The sequence below is a fragment of the Erythrobacter sp. JB1-4 genome (genome assembly GCF_057365025.1).
This window is the reverse complement of sequence record NZ_CP200292.1, coordinates 564,530-582,594: the sequence shown is the minus strand read 5'-3', so window position 1 is coordinate 582,594 and position 18,065 is coordinate 564,530. Positions and strand designations below refer to the sequence as shown.

Annotated in this window: 14 protein-coding genes and 1 pseudogene; 8 read left to right on the top strand and 7 right to left on the bottom strand. The window is 58.6% G+C overall.

All coding sequences use genetic code 11. From position 1 onward, the window contains the following. Nucleotides 1-101: 101 nt before the first annotated feature. The 6 genes and pseudogenes from AC0V61_RS02615 (at nucleotide 102) to AC0V61_RS02590 (ending at nucleotide 4,990) form a co-directional block, all read left to right on the top strand. A pseudogene (locus AC0V61_RS02615) lies at nucleotides 102-804 on the top strand (isochorismatase family protein). Continuing rightward, complete coding sequence (locus AC0V61_RS02610; RefSeq protein ID WP_486155720.1) at nucleotides 804-1,688, top strand: polysaccharide deacetylase family protein; 885 nt, start codon at nucleotides 804-806, stop codon at nucleotides 1,686-1,688. The pseudogene AC0V61_RS02615 and the gene AC0V61_RS02610 overlap by 1 nt, the downstream one beginning before the upstream one ends. Next, complete coding sequence (locus tag AC0V61_RS02605; RefSeq protein ID WP_486155719.1) at nucleotides 1,685-2,611, top strand: polysaccharide deacetylase family protein; 927 nt, start codon at nucleotides 1,685-1,687, stop codon at nucleotides 2,609-2,611. The genes AC0V61_RS02610 and AC0V61_RS02605 overlap by 4 nt, the downstream gene beginning before the upstream one ends. After that, nucleotides 2,608-4,038, top strand: coding sequence for an aldehyde dehydrogenase family protein (locus AC0V61_RS02600; protein WP_486155718.1), 1,431 nt, complete (start codon nucleotides 2,608-2,610; stop codon nucleotides 4,036-4,038). The genes AC0V61_RS02605 and AC0V61_RS02600 overlap by 4 nt, the downstream gene beginning before the upstream one ends. Next, nucleotides 4,038-4,496, top strand: coding sequence for a hypothetical protein (locus AC0V61_RS02595; RefSeq protein ID WP_486155717.1), 459 nt, complete (start codon nucleotides 4,038-4,040; stop codon nucleotides 4,494-4,496). The genes AC0V61_RS02600 and AC0V61_RS02595 overlap by 1 nt, the downstream gene beginning before the upstream one ends. Further along, the gene (locus AC0V61_RS02590) at nucleotides 4,493-4,990 is read left to right on the top strand and encodes a DUF1330 domain-containing protein (protein WP_486155716.1); all 498 of its coding nucleotides are present in this window, start codon (nucleotides 4,493-4,495) and stop codon (nucleotides 4,988-4,990) included. Before AC0V61_RS02595 ends, AC0V61_RS02590 begins: the two co-directional genes overlap by 4 nt. Before the next feature lies 1 nt (nucleotide 4,991). Here AC0V61_RS02590 and AC0V61_RS02585 read toward each other — a convergent pair whose 3' ends face one another. From AC0V61_RS02585 to AC0V61_RS02560, 6 genes are all read right to left on the bottom strand, one after another. Then, on the bottom strand, nucleotides 4,992-5,714 hold the full coding sequence (locus tag AC0V61_RS02585; protein ID WP_486155714.1) for a hypothetical protein: 723 nt from the start codon (nucleotides 5,712-5,714) through the stop codon (nucleotides 4,992-4,994). After that, on the bottom strand, nucleotides 5,714-6,772 hold the full coding sequence (locus tag AC0V61_RS02580) for a nitrilase-related carbon-nitrogen hydrolase (RefSeq protein ID WP_486155713.1): 1,059 nt from the start codon (nucleotides 6,770-6,772) through the stop codon (nucleotides 5,714-5,716). The genes AC0V61_RS02585 and AC0V61_RS02580 overlap by 1 nt, the downstream gene beginning before the upstream one ends. A gap of 96 nt (nucleotides 6,773-6,868) precedes the next feature. Beyond that, complete coding sequence (locus AC0V61_RS02575) at nucleotides 6,869-8,437, bottom strand: FAD-binding oxidoreductase (protein ID WP_486155712.1); 1,569 nt, start codon at nucleotides 8,435-8,437, stop codon at nucleotides 6,869-6,871. Further along, complete coding sequence (locus tag AC0V61_RS02570; protein WP_486155711.1) at nucleotides 8,437-9,738, bottom strand: MFS transporter; 1,302 nt, start codon at nucleotides 9,736-9,738, stop codon at nucleotides 8,437-8,439. Before AC0V61_RS02570 ends, AC0V61_RS02575 begins: the two co-directional genes overlap by 1 nt. Beyond that, nucleotides 9,725-10,720, bottom strand: a complete 996-nt coding sequence (locus AC0V61_RS02565) for a VOC family protein (protein WP_486155710.1) — start codon at nucleotides 10,718-10,720, stop codon at nucleotides 9,725-9,727. Before AC0V61_RS02565 ends, AC0V61_RS02570 begins: the two co-directional genes overlap by 14 nt. Nucleotides 10,721-10,780: 60 nt before the next feature. After that, nucleotides 10,781-13,060: a TonB-dependent receptor gene (locus AC0V61_RS02560; protein ID WP_486155709.1), complete on the bottom strand. Its 2,280-nt coding sequence runs from the start codon at nucleotides 13,058-13,060 to the stop codon at nucleotides 10,781-10,783. Between the two features lie 192 nt (nucleotides 13,061-13,252). On the opposite strand from AC0V61_RS02560, the gene AC0V61_RS02555 reads away from it, so the two are divergent. Together AC0V61_RS02555 and AC0V61_RS02550 are read left to right on the top strand one after the other, a co-directional pair. Beyond that, a complete protein-coding gene (locus tag AC0V61_RS02555; protein ID WP_486155708.1) occupies nucleotides 13,253-13,930 on the top strand; it encodes a hypothetical protein in 678 nt (225 codons plus the stop codon). 134 nt (nucleotides 13,931-14,064) lie between these two features. Further along, entirely contained in the window at nucleotides 14,065-16,533 is a 2,469-nt protein-coding gene (locus AC0V61_RS02550) for a TonB-dependent receptor (RefSeq protein ID WP_486155707.1), read from the top strand. 100 nt (nucleotides 16,534-16,633) lie between these two features. Here AC0V61_RS02550 and AC0V61_RS02545 read toward each other — a convergent pair whose 3' ends face one another. Continuing rightward, a complete protein-coding gene (locus tag AC0V61_RS02545; RefSeq protein WP_486155706.1) occupies nucleotides 16,634-18,064 on the bottom strand; it encodes a flavin monoamine oxidase family protein in 1,431 nt (476 codons plus the stop codon). Between the last annotated feature and the right edge of the window lies 1 nt (nucleotide 18,065).

Sequence of the window (18,065 nt, the reverse complement as noted above, 5' to 3'; positions counted from 1 at the left end):
TTATCTGGGTCAATAATTTGTCCGGACAAATTTTGCTCGACAAGCGTGTAACCGCGTTTAATGTGCCTTGTCAAAGGGTAGTGACATTAGCGCCAAAAGGAATGGAAAGAGGCTCTAACGTGAGTGAATTGATCGGTACCAAGATGGTGGAAGATGGCAAAACCGCCCGTGAGCTTTTTGAAGCGGTGATGGCCAATCCTGCGCGCAAGAAGTTTGGCTTTGGTGCAAAGCTCGCCATCGTCAATGTCGACGTGCAGCAGGCCTACACCCGCACCGATATGTTCAAGACCGCCTATGAAACCGACCCACGTCAGATCGAGTACATCAATACCATCAGCCGCCTAGCCCGTGAAAAGGGCATGCCGGTGATCTGGAGCCGGGTTGGCTATAAAGATGATGCTGCGGATGCTGGCGTTTGGGGCACGCGCACGGATACCGAGGATCTCGCTCCAAAACATCAAATACGGTTCGCCGCGCCACGAATATGATCCGCGCTGCGAGATCGGCCCAGATGACCTGCAATATACCAAACGTATGCCAAGCTCGTTTTTTGAAAGCCCGCTTGCAAGCTATCTGACCTTTCACCGGGTGGATACGGTTGTGGTAACGGGCGGCTCGACCAGCGGATGTGTGAGGGCAACGGCGGTGGACGCGCTCTCATACGGTTATCGCACCATTGTTCCGATTGAGACCTGTGCTGACAAACATGAGAGCTATCACTTTGCCAATCTCACCGATCTTCAGCTGAAATATGCCGATGTAGAGCCGGTGCAGACCGTGATCGACTGGCTGGAGGCGCGTTGATGCAAGAGGGTGCAGCTGATCCGGGCCTTTATGACTATCAAGCTTATCGCGACCGCCCAAAGCTTGCATGGCCCGGCGGCAAGTCTTGCGCGGTGTGGGTCGCACCCAATCTCGAATATTACGAGATAGACCCGCCAACCAATCCACAGCGCAAGCCTTGGCCCAAACCGCACCCCGATGTGGTCGGCTTTTCTTACCGCGACCATTCCAACCGCGTGAGCCACTGGCGCATGGCCGATGTGATGAGCCGCCATGGGTTTCCCGGCTCCGTCAGCCTCTCAGTCGCCCTTTGTGATCACCATCCAGAGGTCGTGCAGGACGGGGTGGAACGGGGTTGGGAGTTTTTCAGCCACGGCATTTACAATACACGCTATTCTTACGGCATGTCCGAGGCGCAGGAGCGGGCGATTATCGAAGACTCGATTCGCTCAGTCGAGGGGGCGACCGGTCAGCGAATACGCGGCTGGCTCGCCCCCGCATTGACGCATACTCCGCGCACGCTCGATCTGCTCGCTGAATACGACTTTCACTACACTTGCGATCTTTATCACGACGATCAGGTGCAAGAAGTGAAGGTGGCTTCAGGCAAGCTCGCCTCAATCCCCTATAGCCTTGAGGTCAACGACCACTACGGTTTCAATGTCTATGGCATGTCGGGCCGCGAATATGCCGATTGCCTTATCCGCCAGTTTGAGCGGCTTGCCGATGAAGGCGAGCGGACAGGTTCCGGCACCGTCATGTGCATACCGCTGCATGCCTATCTTATCGGACAACCCCATCGGATCGGCCCTTTTGAAGAGGCGCTTGCTCACATCGCTGCGGACCCAAGGTGCTGGGCAGCGCGTGCGGGTGAGATTGTGGATCATTGGAGGGCTGCCCAATGAGCCTTCCCGAAGAATACACCCAATACCCCAAGCGCGCAGAGGGCTACGATCACGACCTCTATCCCTGGTCGAACATGCACCAGCGAAAGCCGGTGAAGTGGCCCGAAGATAAGTCGGTCGCGGTGTGGCTTTGCATCAGCCTCGAATGGTTTCCGATAACCCCTGAAGGCCCTTTCAAAGCGCCGGGGCATATGGTCACACCTTACCCTGACTACCGGCACTACACCGTGCGCGACTACGGCAACCGGGTGGGCGTATGGCGAATGCTCGAGGCGTTTAAGGCCGCTGGCGTGCGCGCAAGTTTCGCGGTCAATGCTGCGGTGGCAGAGCGCTACCCTGAACTGATCGAAGCGGTGCTCGCCGATGGCCATGAGATCATCGCTCACTCGACCGATATGAACGGAACGATCACCTCGGATTTGCCCGAGGAGGATGAGCGCGCACTGGTTTCAGACAGCCTCACCCGGCTTGAGGCAGCGTGCGGCGTTAAGCCTAAGGGGTGGCACTCCATCGCCCGTTCGCAAAGCTGGCGCACGGCCGATTTGCTCGCTGAACATGGCCTCCAATACACCTGCGATTGGGTCAATGATGAGCTGCCTTACAGCTTTAACAATGGCCTTGTGAACCTGCCGCTTAACACTGAGCTTTCCGACCGGATGATCGTCGCAACCCAGCAGCATTCAGCCGAGGGCTGGGCGCAGATGATGCGCGACAGTTTCGATTGGCTCGCCGCTGAGGCCAGGGGTAATGACTACACCAAAGGTGGCGGTCGGATGCTGCCGATCCAGCTGACGCCATATATCATGGGCCTGCCCTATCGCATTGGTGCATTGGAACAATTGCTCGCCGATCTCACGTCGCGCGAAGAAGCATGGTTTGCGCGCGGCGATGAAATTGTCAGCGTTTGGAAAGGCCAACAATGAAGGCCCAATCGATGGAGGCACTCAACCCCCGCACAGGCGAGACCGACTATGAATTCGCAGTAAGCTCGCGCGAGGACATCGCCGCCGAGGCCGCCCGCTTGAGGGAAGCGCAACCTGCATGGGAAGCGCTTGGCCCTGAAGGGCGCGCCAAGGTGCTGCTCACATTCGCCGATGCAGTGGACGCCGCTGCTCCGCGCATCGCAGAGGCGCTCGCCGTCGACACAGGCCGCCACGCGGTTTCGTGGATCGAGGTCGAAGGGCTCTCGCGCAACATCCGCCGCTGGGCCGAGCGTGGGCCGGCGCTGATCGCAGGATTGGACCGCGAAGGGAAACCGTCAGCCACCCCCGGGTTTGAGATCGCTTCCGACTATTCGGCCTATCCGCTATTCGGCGCAATTGCTCCGTGGAATTTCCCGGTGATCCTCAGTCATATCGACGCCGTGCCTGCTCTGATGGCGGGATGCGCGGCGCTGGTGAAACCTTCCGAGGTCACCCCGCGCTTTGCAGAGCCCTTGCGCGATGTGCTCGCGGCGGTGCCCGAATTGCCGCTCGCCTATATCATGGGCGGGGCCGAGGTCGGGCAGGCATTGATTGAAGAGGTCGACTATGTCTGCTTCACCGGTTCGACCGCGACAGGCCGCAAGGTTGCAGAAGCAGCAGCGCGGCAACTGATCCCGGCAAACTTGGAGCTGGGCGGGAAAGACCCGATGATCGTGACCGCCAGCGCTGACCCTGAATGGGCCGCGCAGGTCGCTTTGCGCAGCTCGATTGTGGCCACGGGCCAAGCCTGCCAATCCATCGAACGGATCTTCGTCGCGCGCGAGATTGCCGGGCCGTTCCTCGCGGCTTTGGTGAATGCAGCAGAGAAGGTCGAAATCACCCACCCCGATCCCAAGCAAGGCCATATCGGCCCCTTCATCTTCCCGGATCAGGCGGGCAAAGTGCAGGCGCAGATCGACGATGCGGTGGCCAAAGGCGCGCGGGTTCTTTCGGGCGGCAAAGTCGAGCATTTGGACGGCGGCAATTACCTGCGCCCCACCGTCCTTGCCGATGTTACCCCCGATATGGCGGTGATGAGCGACGAGACGTTCGGCCCCGTGCTCCCGGTCATGATTTGCGAGACGCTGGATGAGGCCATCGCGCACGCCAATGACACCACCTACGGCCTCTCCGCCGCTGTACTCGCCGGATCGCTGGAGGAGGCCGCGCAAGTCGGCGCGCACCTCGAAGCGGGCGCCATTAGCCTCCAGGACGGCGCACTCACCAGCATGGTTTCGGACGCGACCAACCACTCGCGCAAAGCCTCTGGCCTTGGCCCAAGCCGTATGGGCGACGAAGGCCTCCTCCGGTTCTTCAGGCGCAGGGCCATGATCGCGCAAACCGGCCAAGCGCTGCCCATTGATGCTTACCGCGAAGGGCAGACTTAATGGGAAACCGCGCGGACCTCGAGGCAGTGATGCCCGCGATGCTCCTTCACGATGGCTATTGGGATGGATGGTATCGCGACTTTGATCTGGACGGCCAATTGCTCGACGAATGCCGGGTTAAAACCCATTGCGAATTTCCGGACAATGGCGAGTGGCACTATATCCAGCACAATTGGATCAGCTGGGCCGATGGGCGCGAGGCGACATACGAGTTCGGCGGCAAGCTCGATGGTCATCGGTTGATTTGGGACACCGACCGCTTCTCTGGCTATGGCTGGCAGACCCATGAGCACACCATCATGCTGCGGCTTGACCGGTTGGATGTGCCGGGTGCGTGTTATGTCGAGATGATTGGTCTTTTTCCCGGAGCGCAAACCCGCGCGCGCACTTGGCAGTGGTTCAAGGACGAAGAGCCGTGGAAGCGGACATTGTGCGATGAAAAGAGGATTGAAGGATGAAGAATTTGGCCGCTTTGGCTGGGGCCGCTCTGCTGTTGTCTGGGCCAACCTCGGCTCAGGAAACTGAGCGTGCAGGGCCGCCACCCCAAGCCACCTGCGACCAACCCGTCGTGATGGTCGTCACTGGCCTAACCCTCGACCGCGCACGCATGGGCCAATACGCTCAGGCCATTGCCAAGAGCAAAATCTACGAGGAACTGGGCGGCTATTATCTCAATATCCCGCGCACCTTGGAGATTTTCGAGGGCACTGAGGACCCGCGCGCCACCACCATCACTGTCCGCTTTCCCTGCATCGAAAACGCCCGGGCGTTTTGGTATAGCAAGACCTATCAGGAAACGATCCTACCCCTGCGCCAGAACCCAAGTGCAGGCGATTACAGCGTGCGCGTCTACCCAGAGGCACCGCTTCGCGAGGACATGGTGGGCAAGGTCGGCGACAACACCTTTATCGCCGAATTTCCAGCGGACGGTGTCGAGCAAATCGAACGCTGAATTAGCGCTCTAGCTCCACCAGTTCGTAGCGGTTCATCATGTAGCCTTCGATGGAGCCGTAGACGAGGATCGAGTCCTCATCGGCCGTCACCCACATGTCGAAATCCGGATGGTGCGTGCCGCCCATGCCATCGTCGCTATCGTCGACGTAGCGATAGTGACGGCACCGGAAAGTGCCCGCTTCGACCGTTTTTTCCTCCTCGCCCACATATTCCATCGTCATTTCGAGATAAGCGATTTGCGGAGCCGTTGCCCCTCTGTGGTCGGGGGAGGGGAGGTAGAACTTCAGCCGCCTTTTGTGCGGGCCTTTGGAGATGTCCATAAGCCTTGTGGTGAAGCCATCGCCCGCGATTGGATGGGTGCCAAAGGCGTCGAATTCGCCTGCCGAGCGCGTTTCTGAATTGCGTCCAATGCCGGGGCCGTAGCTCTCGCACAGGATCTGGTCGGCGTCTTGGTCATATCGCATCCAGCCCGAGCCCAAAAACTCATCGCCCAGCGTGAGGTGCACCAGCAAGTTCTGCGGCTTGCGATCCGGGCCAATATGGTAGGTAATGTTGCGAAGGACCGTGGGATCGGGCTCCTCAATCTCGCACTGCGCGCTCATAATGACCGAGCCATCGGCATGGTGCGAAAAATTGAACCACTCGCGCCCGCGCTCCTGCCCCTCCATCCCTGGCTTCATCGAGGAATAGCGGATTTTGCCCCGGACGTTTCTGTGCTGCATCAGATGATCCCAGCCTTACCCAGCCGCTCAATCACTTCGGCTTGGCGACGGCGGAAATAGTCGCGGTTGGGAATGGTAGGCTTGCCATCTTTCATCATGCCTTCCTGCGCGAAAGGCTCAGCGGCTGCGGCATAGGCCTCGGCGAACAAAGCCGGGCGCTGGCGGGCGAGGTAGTTGGTCATGGCCGGGACCCGGCGCGCTTCGCGAAGGGCGCCAAGATCGATGGTAGAGAAGGCGGTGAAGGTTTCGCCATCACCAGACTGCGCCACCACGCGGCCTTTCCAATCGACCACCTGGCTGTTTCCTTCCGCGCTTGAGAGCGGCATCGAAGTTCCCGAAATCCCGGCGGTGTTGGAGGAAACGATATAGGCGAGGTTCTCAAACGCGCGCGCCTGTTTGGCGATATCCTTGTTGGTTGCGATGGGTGAGCCGACTTCGCTCGACGAATGGCAAAACACCTCCGCGCCTCGCAAAGCCAAGGCCCGGGCGACCTCAGGGTAGAGGATTTCCTCAGACGCAATCGCGGCGAGGTTGCCGATCTCGGTTTGGGCCACCGGGAAGACCCCTTCGAGCCCATATTTGTCCAAGTAAGCGTCCCACACATCGTGGGGGCTTGGCGCGAACATGGAGATAAGGCGGCGGTATCGCAGTAGCACATCGCCCGAGGGCGCGACGATAAAGCAGGTCTGGAAATAGAAGCCGGGAAAGGCCTCATCGGTCTCATAGGCGTTGCCAGCAAGGAACATGCCCAAACGCTGCGCGACCCCGCCAAGCGCTTCGTACTCTGGGCCGCCCGCCGCCCAGCCCACCCGTGCGGCGAAGTCTTCAATGGAGATGCGCCCCGGATAGGAGGTGAAGAGATATTCTGGCAGCACCACCAGCTTCACGGGCTTGCCCGAATATTGCGCGACGAAAATGGAGCTGGTGCGGATTTGCCCTTCGATTTCGGTAATATGCTCAAGCATCGCCGCCCGCGCCGCGTCCGCGTCGGGCAGGCGTTCGAGCGAGCGTGCAGTCAGCTGCATCGCCATCGCTGAATAGATTGAGGTGTCGTTCACGGTATCTCCTCTAGCCGCAGAAATCGGGCTTGCTGAAACCATTGCAGCGCAGATCCCGGATGCCAATGCCCGCCTGCGATCAAGTTCCAGCATGGATCAAAGCCCAAGTGACCCCGGGTTCATCAGGCCCTTTGGATCAAGTTCAGCCTTCGCCGCTTTCAGCAGCCTATCGGCACGCGGATGAAGGCTGTCACGATAGCGATAAGTTCGCCCGATCTGGAAATGCGCTGCGTCGTGTTCGAAGAAGATATCGACAATCGCGGACTTGAGTTTCTGCGTCAGCGCCCAGCTTTCCGCGTTCGCCTGATGCTTGGGCAGCTTTTTCAGGTGCGCGGCTTCAATCGTGTCCTCGATCACCGGATTGCGCGCGTCGGGCCAGTAAAGGCACGGCTCGATTACCATGCCAGCCCCGCCAACCGCTGCGACAAGAGTGCCGTAGTGGACGCCGAGGCGCTCCATTTCCTCGGCATGCTGAGCAAACAGCGCCTCAAACGCGGCAAAGCACGCGGCGGATTTGCCGTGCGAGACAAGCCCGTGGATTGGTGCCCAGCGCTCGCCTTCTGGGCCGAGGATGGAGTTCAGCGGCCCAAACGGATTGGCGCGGACGATCTTGGGGATCGTGTTTTCAACCTCGCGCCCGCCATGCTGCTGGGCGATCTGGCGCGCGATTTCGACGTCTGCATCAGCGGCGGCTTGGATGCGCCCTTCCGCCAGCACGTGGAGCGAGAAATTGGCATCTTTGAGGAAATCGCGCCCCGCTGCGACGACCTTTGCGCCCTCTTTGAGCGCCTTTAGTACGCCGCCCCCAGTCGAGGCCTGCTTCTTCATCATGCCGACGAGCTGCTTGGCGTCGCTGGTGAGGCTGTCGCGCTTCATGCGAATGGCGTTGAGGTAGGGGTCGAAGCCGAAACACTCGGTCGCAATGCCCAGTCGTTCGATGGCGCTGGCCGCGGCAAACCAGCTTTGCGCGTCGTCAAAGGCGAAGCTGGCATAGGCGTGGAAATCGGCTTCGGGGATCAGCCTGAGCGTGACGGTCGCTTTGATGCCCAATGCCCCGGTGTCGCCCAGGAAAAGCCCGGTCAGGTCAGGGCCATAGGGCCGCGTATGTTTCTTGCCAGTGTTGAGCAGGGTCCCGTCGGCGAGCACGACTTCCAGCGAGTTGCAGCTTTGTACCGCCGAGCCATGTCGCCCGGTGCCCCAGAAAATGCCATTCTGGCTCATCCCGCCGCCGATGGTCGCCTTGAGCCCCGAGAGCGTGCCCCACATGGGTGTGCGCAAATGGCGCTCGGCGAGGTGTTCTTTGAGCGCGGCCCATGTGCAACCTGCCTCAACCGTCACGGTCATTGAGACGTCGTCGACTTCGAGCACACGGTTCATTTGAGCAAGGTCAAACAGGATCGCGCCAGCCTCACCTTGCGTGTAACCGCCGGTGTAGCTCATCCCGCCGCCGCGCGGGGCAACGCGGTGGCCCGCATCGGTGGCGGCTTTCACGGCGGAGGCGAGTTGATGCTTGTCTTTGGGCCGCACGATGGCCGCCAAATCAGCGCCGCGATCGTAGATATCGTGGGCGTAGAAATCGAGGCTGGCAGGGTCATCCAGAACCTCTGCGCCGGTCGCTTTAAGGTCGGCCACAAGGCTGTTCGAGGTGGTGGCGAGGGTGGCCATTATGCAGGCTCCAATTCAGGGGAAGGGGAGGGTGCGGTTGTGTCGGCTTCGGGCAGCGCTTCCGGGTATTTGCCAAGGAAGAGCAGCAATCCGCCGCCGAAGATAAAGCCGAAAAGCGCAACTTGCAGGATCGGATCGTAGCTCCCAGTCGTATCGCGCACATAGGCGTAGATAATAGGCGAAAGCGCGCTGAAGAGGCCAAAGGGCATGTAGAGCATGCCGTAGATTTTGCCGTAATGCGCCATACCGAAATAGCGGCCCGTGAGATAGGCGATAAGGTCGCTCTCCGCGCCCGCTGCAAAGCCTAGGAGGAACCCGGCAAGTCCCGCCATCGCGAAGGTGATGTCTCCGCTCAGCAAGATGAAGCACGAGATCGCTGGCAGGCACAGAAGCGGGAAGGCTACGAAACCCTGCCAGAAACGGTCGAGCAACGCTCCGGTGGCGATGCGGCCAGCGAGGATGCCAATGCCGAGGATACCCATAACGCTCGCCGCGTCCCCTTGGCTGATACCCCGGTCACCCAGCATTGTTGGCATGTTGATGAAAGCCCCGCCAAAGGCTGTGGCGATGATCGCGATGGAAAGCCAGATCAGCCAGAAGCGATAGTCTTTGAGCGCGGTTTTGAGCTCGACCCCGGTTAGGTTGCCGCTGGCGCTCTCGATGGCTTTGGGGCGTTCGTCGGGGCGCGGTTCGCGGAAGAGGAAGAAGGCGACGGGCAGAGCGATCAGCAGCGGGAGCAAGGCGACAATGCCAAACATCGCGCGCCACCCTTGCGTCTCAATCGCCCACACGGCGAGCTTGGGCACAACGATGGCGGCTAGGCTGGTCCCGAGGAGCAGGATGCCAAGCGCAAGGCCGCGATGTTTAAAGAACCACAGATTGATCGCGCGGCTCCATGTGACCGGCGTTGAGCCAATGCCGACCAGCCCAACAAGCACCCAAAGCGCGTAATAGGTATAGAGCGTAGAGGTCGCCGCAGCGGTTGGCGTCAGGCTGATCGCTCCGAAAGAAAGCCCAAAAGCCACCAGCGACCACAAGGCCACTTTTCGCACCCCGTGGGTGTCCGCGAGTGACCCGAAGAAAGGTGCAAGCAGGCTCGCAATGACGCCGAAGATGGTGATCGGAAAGAGGATTTGTGTACGGCTCCACCCGAACTCTGCGATCAGCGGATCAACAGTAAAGCCGATAACGTTGAAAGGGATGGGTGAGGCCCCGCAGGCAACCCCCAGCACGCCTGCGAGGAGGATCGTCCAACCCTTGGAAAACTCACCGCGCTCGGTAGATACATCACTCGCCTGCACTATAGAACTCCGTCAGATTTCCGTCTGGATCGCGCACTGCGAAAAGGTCGACTGTGCCAACGCCAGCGATGACAACATCCTGTGCTTCGTGCGCAAAGGCAATGCCCTTTGCTTCGAGCGCGGCCTTATAGGCTGCATAATTGCGCACAGGGTATCGCACGGATAGGATTCCCAGATTTGGCGCAGAGGCATAGGCGGAGAAATCGCGTCCTTCGAACCCTTCAAATTGCATGACCTCTACGCGGCCCCTTTCTTCCGGCAACACGGGCTGGGCCACAGCGGCGCGGCGCACCAAAGTGGTCGCAAGGTTTGCTGGCACAGAGAAGTTGTTCGAGCGCGCCTCCGGGTCGGTAAAGGGCGCATCGAACAAGACGTCAAACCCCAGCGTGTCGCGATAGAATGCGAGGCTGGCGGGCTGATCCTTTACCATGCGCATGGTGTTGAACGCTTGGCTTAAGGGGCCGATCGGAAAGTCGGTGAAGGGCGGGGCTTCGCGCTCATACAGCGCATAGTTCACCCCGTGAGGGCCACGGATGACCACGTTCACAAGGTCTGAGCCACCAAAGCTGAACCGGTACGGCTCGCTCTCCGCCCACCAGCCCATTGCAATCGCTGCGTCATAGGCTGCGACGGTGTCCTCGCTCCTGAACATGATCGAGAAGATGCCGCCTGTGTCCCACGCCCTTGCAGCAGGCCGGATGGGACGTTGGCCGTCGACCCCATCAAAGCGAATGTAACGGATGCATCCCGTCTCAGCTTCGGGCGCGCAGATCCTGCGGTAGGAAGCAGTGACAGTTTCGGGAAGGCCCAAATAGTTAAGTTCGCCGCGCGTGACCTCAGCTTGAGAGGTGATGCGCCATCCGCCATGCTCAATCAGCCAGCGCGAACTTTCTTCCAAATCCTCCACGCTCACAACGGCTTCGCTCCACGGCTCAACGCCAGCGTCCGAAGCGGCCCCGGCCAATGCAGGTGCTGCGGCCAAAGGAGTGTGCCGAACCCTGCGAGCAAGGTTCGGCACTGGGAGAGAAGGGTGGAGCGCATCCTATTCGAAGGTGAAGCCCACATCGACGCCCACAGTCAGGGGCGGTGCTGCGAACACCTGGTTCTGACCTGTCGGTGCGTTGAAGGTGTTGGCGCGGAAATATTCGCGGTCGGTGAGGTTCTTGCCCCAAAGCGTCACGCGCCAGCGATCCGCGCGATAGCCAATGCGTGCGTCCAACCTCAGGCCCGGCTCCTGCTGTGTGCCGGGCACATTGGCAACAAGGCCAAAGGTGTCATCTTCCCATGCGGCATCGCCGCCAAGGAACACCTCTCCATCGCCGACGGGAATTTCCCAGTTAAAGCCGACAAGCGCTTTGAACTCAGGCGCGTTTTTGAGATCAAGGCCAAGCCCGCACTCGATAATCTGTGCCTCAAATTCAGGGGAGCCTGGTGTGGCCGTGGCGTTGACGCACGCTGGGCCGGCTGCCGCAGTTGAGCTTCCCGAAAGAAGGCCGGCCTGCGCAAAATTCAGTTCACGGTATTCAGCATCAAGGAAGCTTGCGTTTCCGTAGATCGTCAATCCGTCAACAGGTTCAAGCTGGGCGTCGACCTCAACACCTTGAATGCGCGCCTCGCCTGCGTTGATCCGGGTAAATCCACCGGTGGGCAGAGTGCCGCTGATCTGTAGGTCTTTGTAGTCGTTGTAGAAGTAAGTCGCGTTGAAAGTCGCACGGCCGTCCCAGAATTGAGTGCGAATGCCGGTCTCAATGCTGTCGAGCTGTTCTTCATCAACACCGCGAAAGCATGCAACCGGACTGAAGCAATCGGGTGAGAATCCAGGCGATTTGAAGCCGGTCGCATAGCTTGCGTAAAACAAGATATCCTCGGTCAGCGAATAGTCGACTTTTGCGGTCCAAGTGATGTTGTCAGTGTCCGCTTCGCCGGTGATGTTGGAGCCAAAGCCAGCCAGAGGGCCGCCCGCGTTGCCCACAAACTCACGGTCTTCTGTGGTCCATCGAAGGCCGCCTGTGACGGTCAGCGCGTCCGTTACATCAAAGGTGGCCTGACTGAACAAGGAAAAGCTTTCGGTCTCCACATCGTTCTCAAACGGGAAAACAAAAGTGTAATCGAGATCGACGGTTTCGTTGTAATAGAACGCCCCGGCAGTGAGATTGAAGGGGCCGTCAAAGTCTGTGTTGATCAGCACTTCCTGGCTGAACTGATCTTGCTCGGTCTGCTGGAAGAATGGGAAGCTGATGAAGCTTGAAAGATCATCCTTCAAAGCGCGCAACGCCGTGATCGAGGTGATGGAAAATGTCTCGTAGTCGCCCGTCAATTGAAGTGAGGCGCCATAAGCTTCGACTTCACTGTTGAAATTTGTGACACAGCCAATCGGTTGGAAATTCACAGGTGTGTTCGCTGAACATGTAACCCCGAATGCGGGTTCAACTGTGAAAATATCCTGGTCTACATCGGTCGTGATCGCAGGGTTCGTACTGCTCGAGGTGAGTGAGCTTGGCACAGGATCGCTCTCATCACGTGTGTAATCGAAGATCGCGAGCACGCTCCAATTATCGTCCATTTCGCCGTATAGGCTGCCGCGAAACGCATACACCTTTTCATCACCAACCCTGGTCCCGGCTTGGGCAGCAAAATCGCCGTTGGGATTAAGCGTGTGGAAGCCCTCGCGCTCTTTGTAGAGCCCGGTAAGGCGCACTGCGAGTGTATCAGCAAGGCCCAAGTTTACCGTGCCTCGCCCCTGAATTCGCTCAAAATTGCCAACACCAAAATCGGCTGAGACCGAGTTTTCATCGAGCTGGGGGCGAACGGAGGTGAACTTGATCGCACCGCCGTTTGTGTTGCGACCGTAAAGCGTGCCTTGCGGTCCGCGCAAAACTTCGACTTGCTCGACATCGAGTAAATCAACAAGCGAGCCAACGGTCCGGCCCAAATACACATTGTCGATGTAAATGCCGACAGCAGGGTCAATGGCACCGCGCGATTCATCCTCGCCAACACCTCGGAAAAAGATCCGAGCAGAAGAAGCCGTTCCTGTTCCGGTAGTGATCACCACGCCCGGGATTTGAGAGGTCAGATCGTTGGTATCAGCGATTTGCCTTGCTTCGAGCTGTGCGCCTGTCAGTGCAGAGACCGATGCTGGCACATCTTGAAGGTCCTCGGCTCGGCGCTGTGCTGTAACAACAATCGTGTTGTCATCCTCATTATCGGCTTCCTGCGCATTACCGGCGTCTTGTGCAAACGCTGCTGCTGGCATGGCTGCGATAGCGATGGCTGAGGTAAAACTGGCGAGAGCCAACTTGTGCGAATCGCGTGGAATCATGATCATATTCCTCCCGTATTTGGAGCGCTGACGGTTGGCGCCAGCTGTTGTTTCCCGTCCCAGATAGCTAAAGTTGTCCGGACAAATCCTTGCTTGTCAAGCGAAGAAGTGCAATTTGTCCGGACAAATTGATATATTGCACCCAAAACTGAGCCCTTGAGGCAACAGTTTATCAAAGGAGAAAGAGCGCCGATGTTTGACTATGCCTATCCTGCGCTTGTGTATGCGCACCTCTTATTGTTCGTGCTGTGGCTGGGTGCGGATGTTGGCGTGTTCGTGTTGGGCCAGCATTTTCGGAGACGCGCGGACTATACGCTCGATCAGCGGATCGCCCTTCTCAAACTGTTGGTCGAAGTCGACATGGTCCCACGCAGCGCCTGGGCGCTGATGGTGCCGTTGTCGCTAAGTGTCGTGGATATGGGCAATTGGTGGGCTGTGCCTGCACCGCTTCTTTGGGGAGCCTGGGTTGTCGGTTTGTTTTGGCTATGGCTAGTCTGGGATTCTCATCGTCACGACCAAACACCAAGAGCAGCTCGCAATCGGCGAGTGGAGGGTTGGCTTCGTTGGCTTATCGGAGGGTTTTATCTTTGGCTTGGCGCGCAAAGTCTTTGGCTTGATGTGCCGCTTGTTCCAGATTGGCTTGCTCTGAAAGCGCTCCTTTTTGGCATCATCTTTGTTGCCGCAATCATGATCGATGTGACCTTCAAGCCGGTAGGTGCGCAGCTCACTGCCGTGCTGGAGGAGGGATCAAGCGACGAGACTGAAATTCCTCTGCGACGCACTATGGATCGCACGCGGATTTGGGTCTGGGCGGTTTACCTTTTGCTGCTCATCACCGCCTTTTTGGGCAATGCAAAGCCGTTGCTTTGAAGCATCATTGCGCACGGCAATGCACATCTTTTTGAAAATTTGTCTGGACAAATTTTTGTGCCTCGCCAGAAATAGGGGGAAGGGACACAGTATGCGGCGCAACGGGAACTGGCCGCATTAAAGGGAGGAAGACTATGAGAACGCTCATTCGCGGTGCATTGCTCGCGGCTACCGTCATGACACCTAGCGCGGTGCTGGCTCAGGATGCTGAGGAAGAAACCGTCGCCGAGGACAATGGCAATGTCATCATCGTGACGGCGCGTAAGACTGAAGAGAGCATTCAGGATGTGCCGATTGCGGTGACCGCATTCACATCTGAAGACCTGTTTGAGCAGGGCATCTCGAACATCGAAGACATCTCTCGCCGGACACCGGGCTTCATCTTCGATACGCCTTTTGGTCGCCAATTTGACCGCCCAATCATTCGTGGTCAGGCCAACATTCTGGGCGACAGCGGCGTTTCGGTCTTTATCGACAATGTGAACGTGACCCAGTCGATCCGCAGTCTCAACTTTGGTGATATTGACACGATTGAGGTTATCAAAGGCCCGCAAAGCGCGCTGTTCGGACGCAACACCTACTCAGGTGCGATCAACATCACCACGCGCCAGCCGACTAATGATTTTGGCGGATCGCTAAGCGTCGAAGTGGGCGAGGATGACCTTTATGAAGTACTGGGCAATATTCGCGGGCCCATCATTGAAGACAAGGTGTTCTTCTCTCTTGCCGCACGGGTTTACGACTTCAAAAGCGAGTTTGATATCCCCACCAATTTGAACCCATCAGTGGGTAATGAAAGTTCGATCAGCGTCGGCGGCACCTTGGAAATCCGCCCGACTGAAGGGTGGACCAGCAAGATCCGCGTGGCCTACAACGAAGACGATGACGGTCACTTCCCCATTGGCCTTCTCGGGTTTGAGAACCTCAATGTGAACGTCCCTGGCGGAATGCAGCTTGGCGGCACACAGCCGTTTTTCCAAGGCGTAGTGCCAACGGCGGCTCCTAACCCCAGCGGTGCGCCGCAGATCCCCAATGTGATCGGCGAAGGCGGCGGTATTGAGCGCGAGGAATTCTTCGTCTCTTTGAACAATGAGTTCGAAATCGGCGAATACACTCTCGTCTCAACCGTGGGCTACACGCGCGAGCGCTTCCGCGATTTGCTTGATAGCGATGGTCAGCCAGAGAGTTTTGGCATTGCCCGGATCTTTGGGCCGTTTCCAGCAGGTCCAGTGGGCGCAGGCGTTGGCCTGATCCCGTTTGATTTCACCACCAACGACAACGATCTTCAGCAGACCTATGTTGCTGAAATTCGCTTGGACTCGCCTCAGGATCGCGCATTCCGCTGGCGTGTGGGCGGCTATTACTTCCGTAATGAAGAGCAAGACGATGTGTTGCTTGATGCCTTTACGCCTGAGCGTGAAGCGGCCCTTCTTGCAAACGAAGCCGCAGCGCTTCAGGAAATCGCAGCAGCGTTTGGTCGGTTCTTCGCGTTTAACGCAGCAGGCCCGCTTGATCTCTCACCACCCGATCCCGAAGAGCTGACGATTGAAAACGCGTCGATCTTTGGCTCGGTCGCGTTCGATGTGTCGGACAGGCTGACGGCAACTGCGGAACTGCGGTACGCGAATGAAACGCAGCGCCTTCGGGTATTTGACCGTGCGGGTGGAGGCCTCTCTACGCTTAGCGATGGCTCGCCTTTCGATGTGAGCGGTTCATTCGACGCCATCACGCCGCGTTTCATCCTCGACTTTGAAGCAGGTCCAGACAGCCTCATCTACGCAAGCGCTGCACGCGGCACAAAGCCGGGCGGCTTTAACGGCGCGCAAGGCTTCCAATTCGGCTTTGGCACGTTCGATGAGGAATCGGTGTGGCAGTATGAGATCGGTTCGAAGAATGTCTTTGCCGATGGCCAATGGGTCTTCAACATTGCGGGCTTCTATTCCGCATTGAAGGATTATCAGCTGACGCAAAACTTGGCGGCTCTGGGCGCGAACAGCACCACGGGCTCTGTCACGGCAAACCTTGGCGATGTCGATATTTACGGGCTTGAGATCGACACGGTCTTCTCGCCTGATGCGCTTCCTGGCTTTGCGATTGGCGGCACCTATGCTTGGACAGACACAAGCTTCACCTCTGGTGCAGAAGCGACACAAGGCTTGGTGTTTGGTGACGATTCTCTGATTGGTCAGGAACTGCCGCGTCAGGCCCGCCATCAGGCATCGTTCTTTGCTGATTATGAAGCGGTGTTTAGCGACAGTTTCTCAGCCGTCTTTGCGATCAACGGAAACTATTTGTCGAGCCGTTTTGCACAGGTGCAGAACTTGGCAGAAACGGGCAGCTCGTTTGAACTTGATGCGCGCATCACTTTCAACATTGGCGATAACACCAGCCTCGCGCTTTATGCGAAAAACCTCACCAATGAAGACGCACCGCTTGGCGTGTTGCGCTTTATCGATCCGTCGAACGGCAATGGCAGCTTTGTCGTTGGCGGCACGGTGATCCAGAACGCGTTCGAGCTTGCCGGGGCAGGCCAATCGCGCGGTTTCCAATACAACAACCGACTGAGCCGCCGTTTCGGCGCAGTGCTGCGGTTCCAGTTCTAGGTTAGGAGGGGTCCGCGTGGGCGTGTCCCACCTGGACTTTCGGTTTGTTGTGGAACGGGGCGGGGGCTTATGGCTTCCCGCCCTTTTCTATGCGCCCTGACTAAGCGCTTAGCTCAAGCACCCGGCGTGCAGCACGCTCACCGCTTTCCAGAGCGCCTTCCATCCCGCTCGCCTCAATTGCTAAATGCTCGCCAGCGAAATGGAGGCGTTTGCCTTGCGACTGGACTGCGGCGGCATGGGTAGCAGTCATTCCGGTGCCGATATGGTGGTAGATGCCGCGCGCATGAGGATTGTGTTGCCAGCTAAACCGGGAAGCGGATGTGATCTTGCCCACCGATGAGGGGCGCGCCTTTGCGAGCCGAGCGATAACTTCCGCCTCGGCGACTGTTTGCGGGAGCCGGTCGAGGTAATCCGCGCCCGCGCCCGTGGTCCACAATTTGAGCATGGGCGGCGCGTCTCCTGAGCCATCAGACAGCACAAAAATCCGTCCCAAAAGCGGGTCGTCGGTCCAAAGCGTGTCTGGGAAGGGGTCGGACTGCCAAAAAGGTTCGCTCGCCGTAAGGTACATGAAGCTCGCCCGTGTGTAGGGCAGCGCGCCGATCATATGCGCCAGCTCAGGTGCGATGTTTCCCCGCACATGCATGGATCGCAGAGCGGCGAAGGGGATGGTGCAGATCACGTGGCGGGCGAAAAGGGCAGGCGCGCTCGAATAGGAGATGCGAACGCCGTCTCCGGTCTCATGGATACTGCTCACCCGTCTACGGGTTTGCACTTCGGTTTTGAGCGCGCCTGCCATCGCCTCTGGCAAGCGCTGCGCGCCGCCATCGACCGTCGAAACAGGGCCCGCTCCAGCGCGGAAAATCGCGAAGGACCGCGCCAAATGCAGCTGCGACATGCTGTCCAGCGAATTGCCGTTGAAGTTGGCTTCGATCAGGCGAAGCGCCTCTTGGTCAGCCCCACCTTTGAGAAGAGCCAGTTTGACCGACACGTCCGAAAACGGCTCTGCGGTCAGCCAATCGCTAGGGCTTTCAAACTGCGTCAGCCCGCCTGCAAATCTTCGCAACAGCCTTGCAGGTTCAACCGAAAGGGAGGGAGCGAGAGGTCCTGCCCCTTGCGTCGTCCACTCACTAGCCGTGTAACGCTGTCCACCAATCCAATAGAGATTGCCCGGCGTCTGTACCCGGCCAGCGCCAGCGCCGCTATCGCTTGAAAGGCCAACGCCAAGCTCGCCTGCGATTGCGTGGAGCCGCTTGTAGCCAGTGCCGATTTGGATGCCGCCAGCCTCGGGTTTGCCCGGCATGTCGTCCAGTGTGTGAAGCCGCCCGCCAATGCGGTCATCTGCTTCCAGAACAGCAACCGAAAGCCCCGCCGCCTCGCAAATCCGCGCCGCATTTAGCCCAGCCAGGCCCGCCCCTATGATTGCAACATCAACCTGCGTCTTTCCCCATGCCGCACGCGGCGCAGCGCCTGCGAGGATCGCAGCCGATGTCCCCGCTAGGAACGTGCGCCGTGTGGGCTTGCGGAAGGGCAAT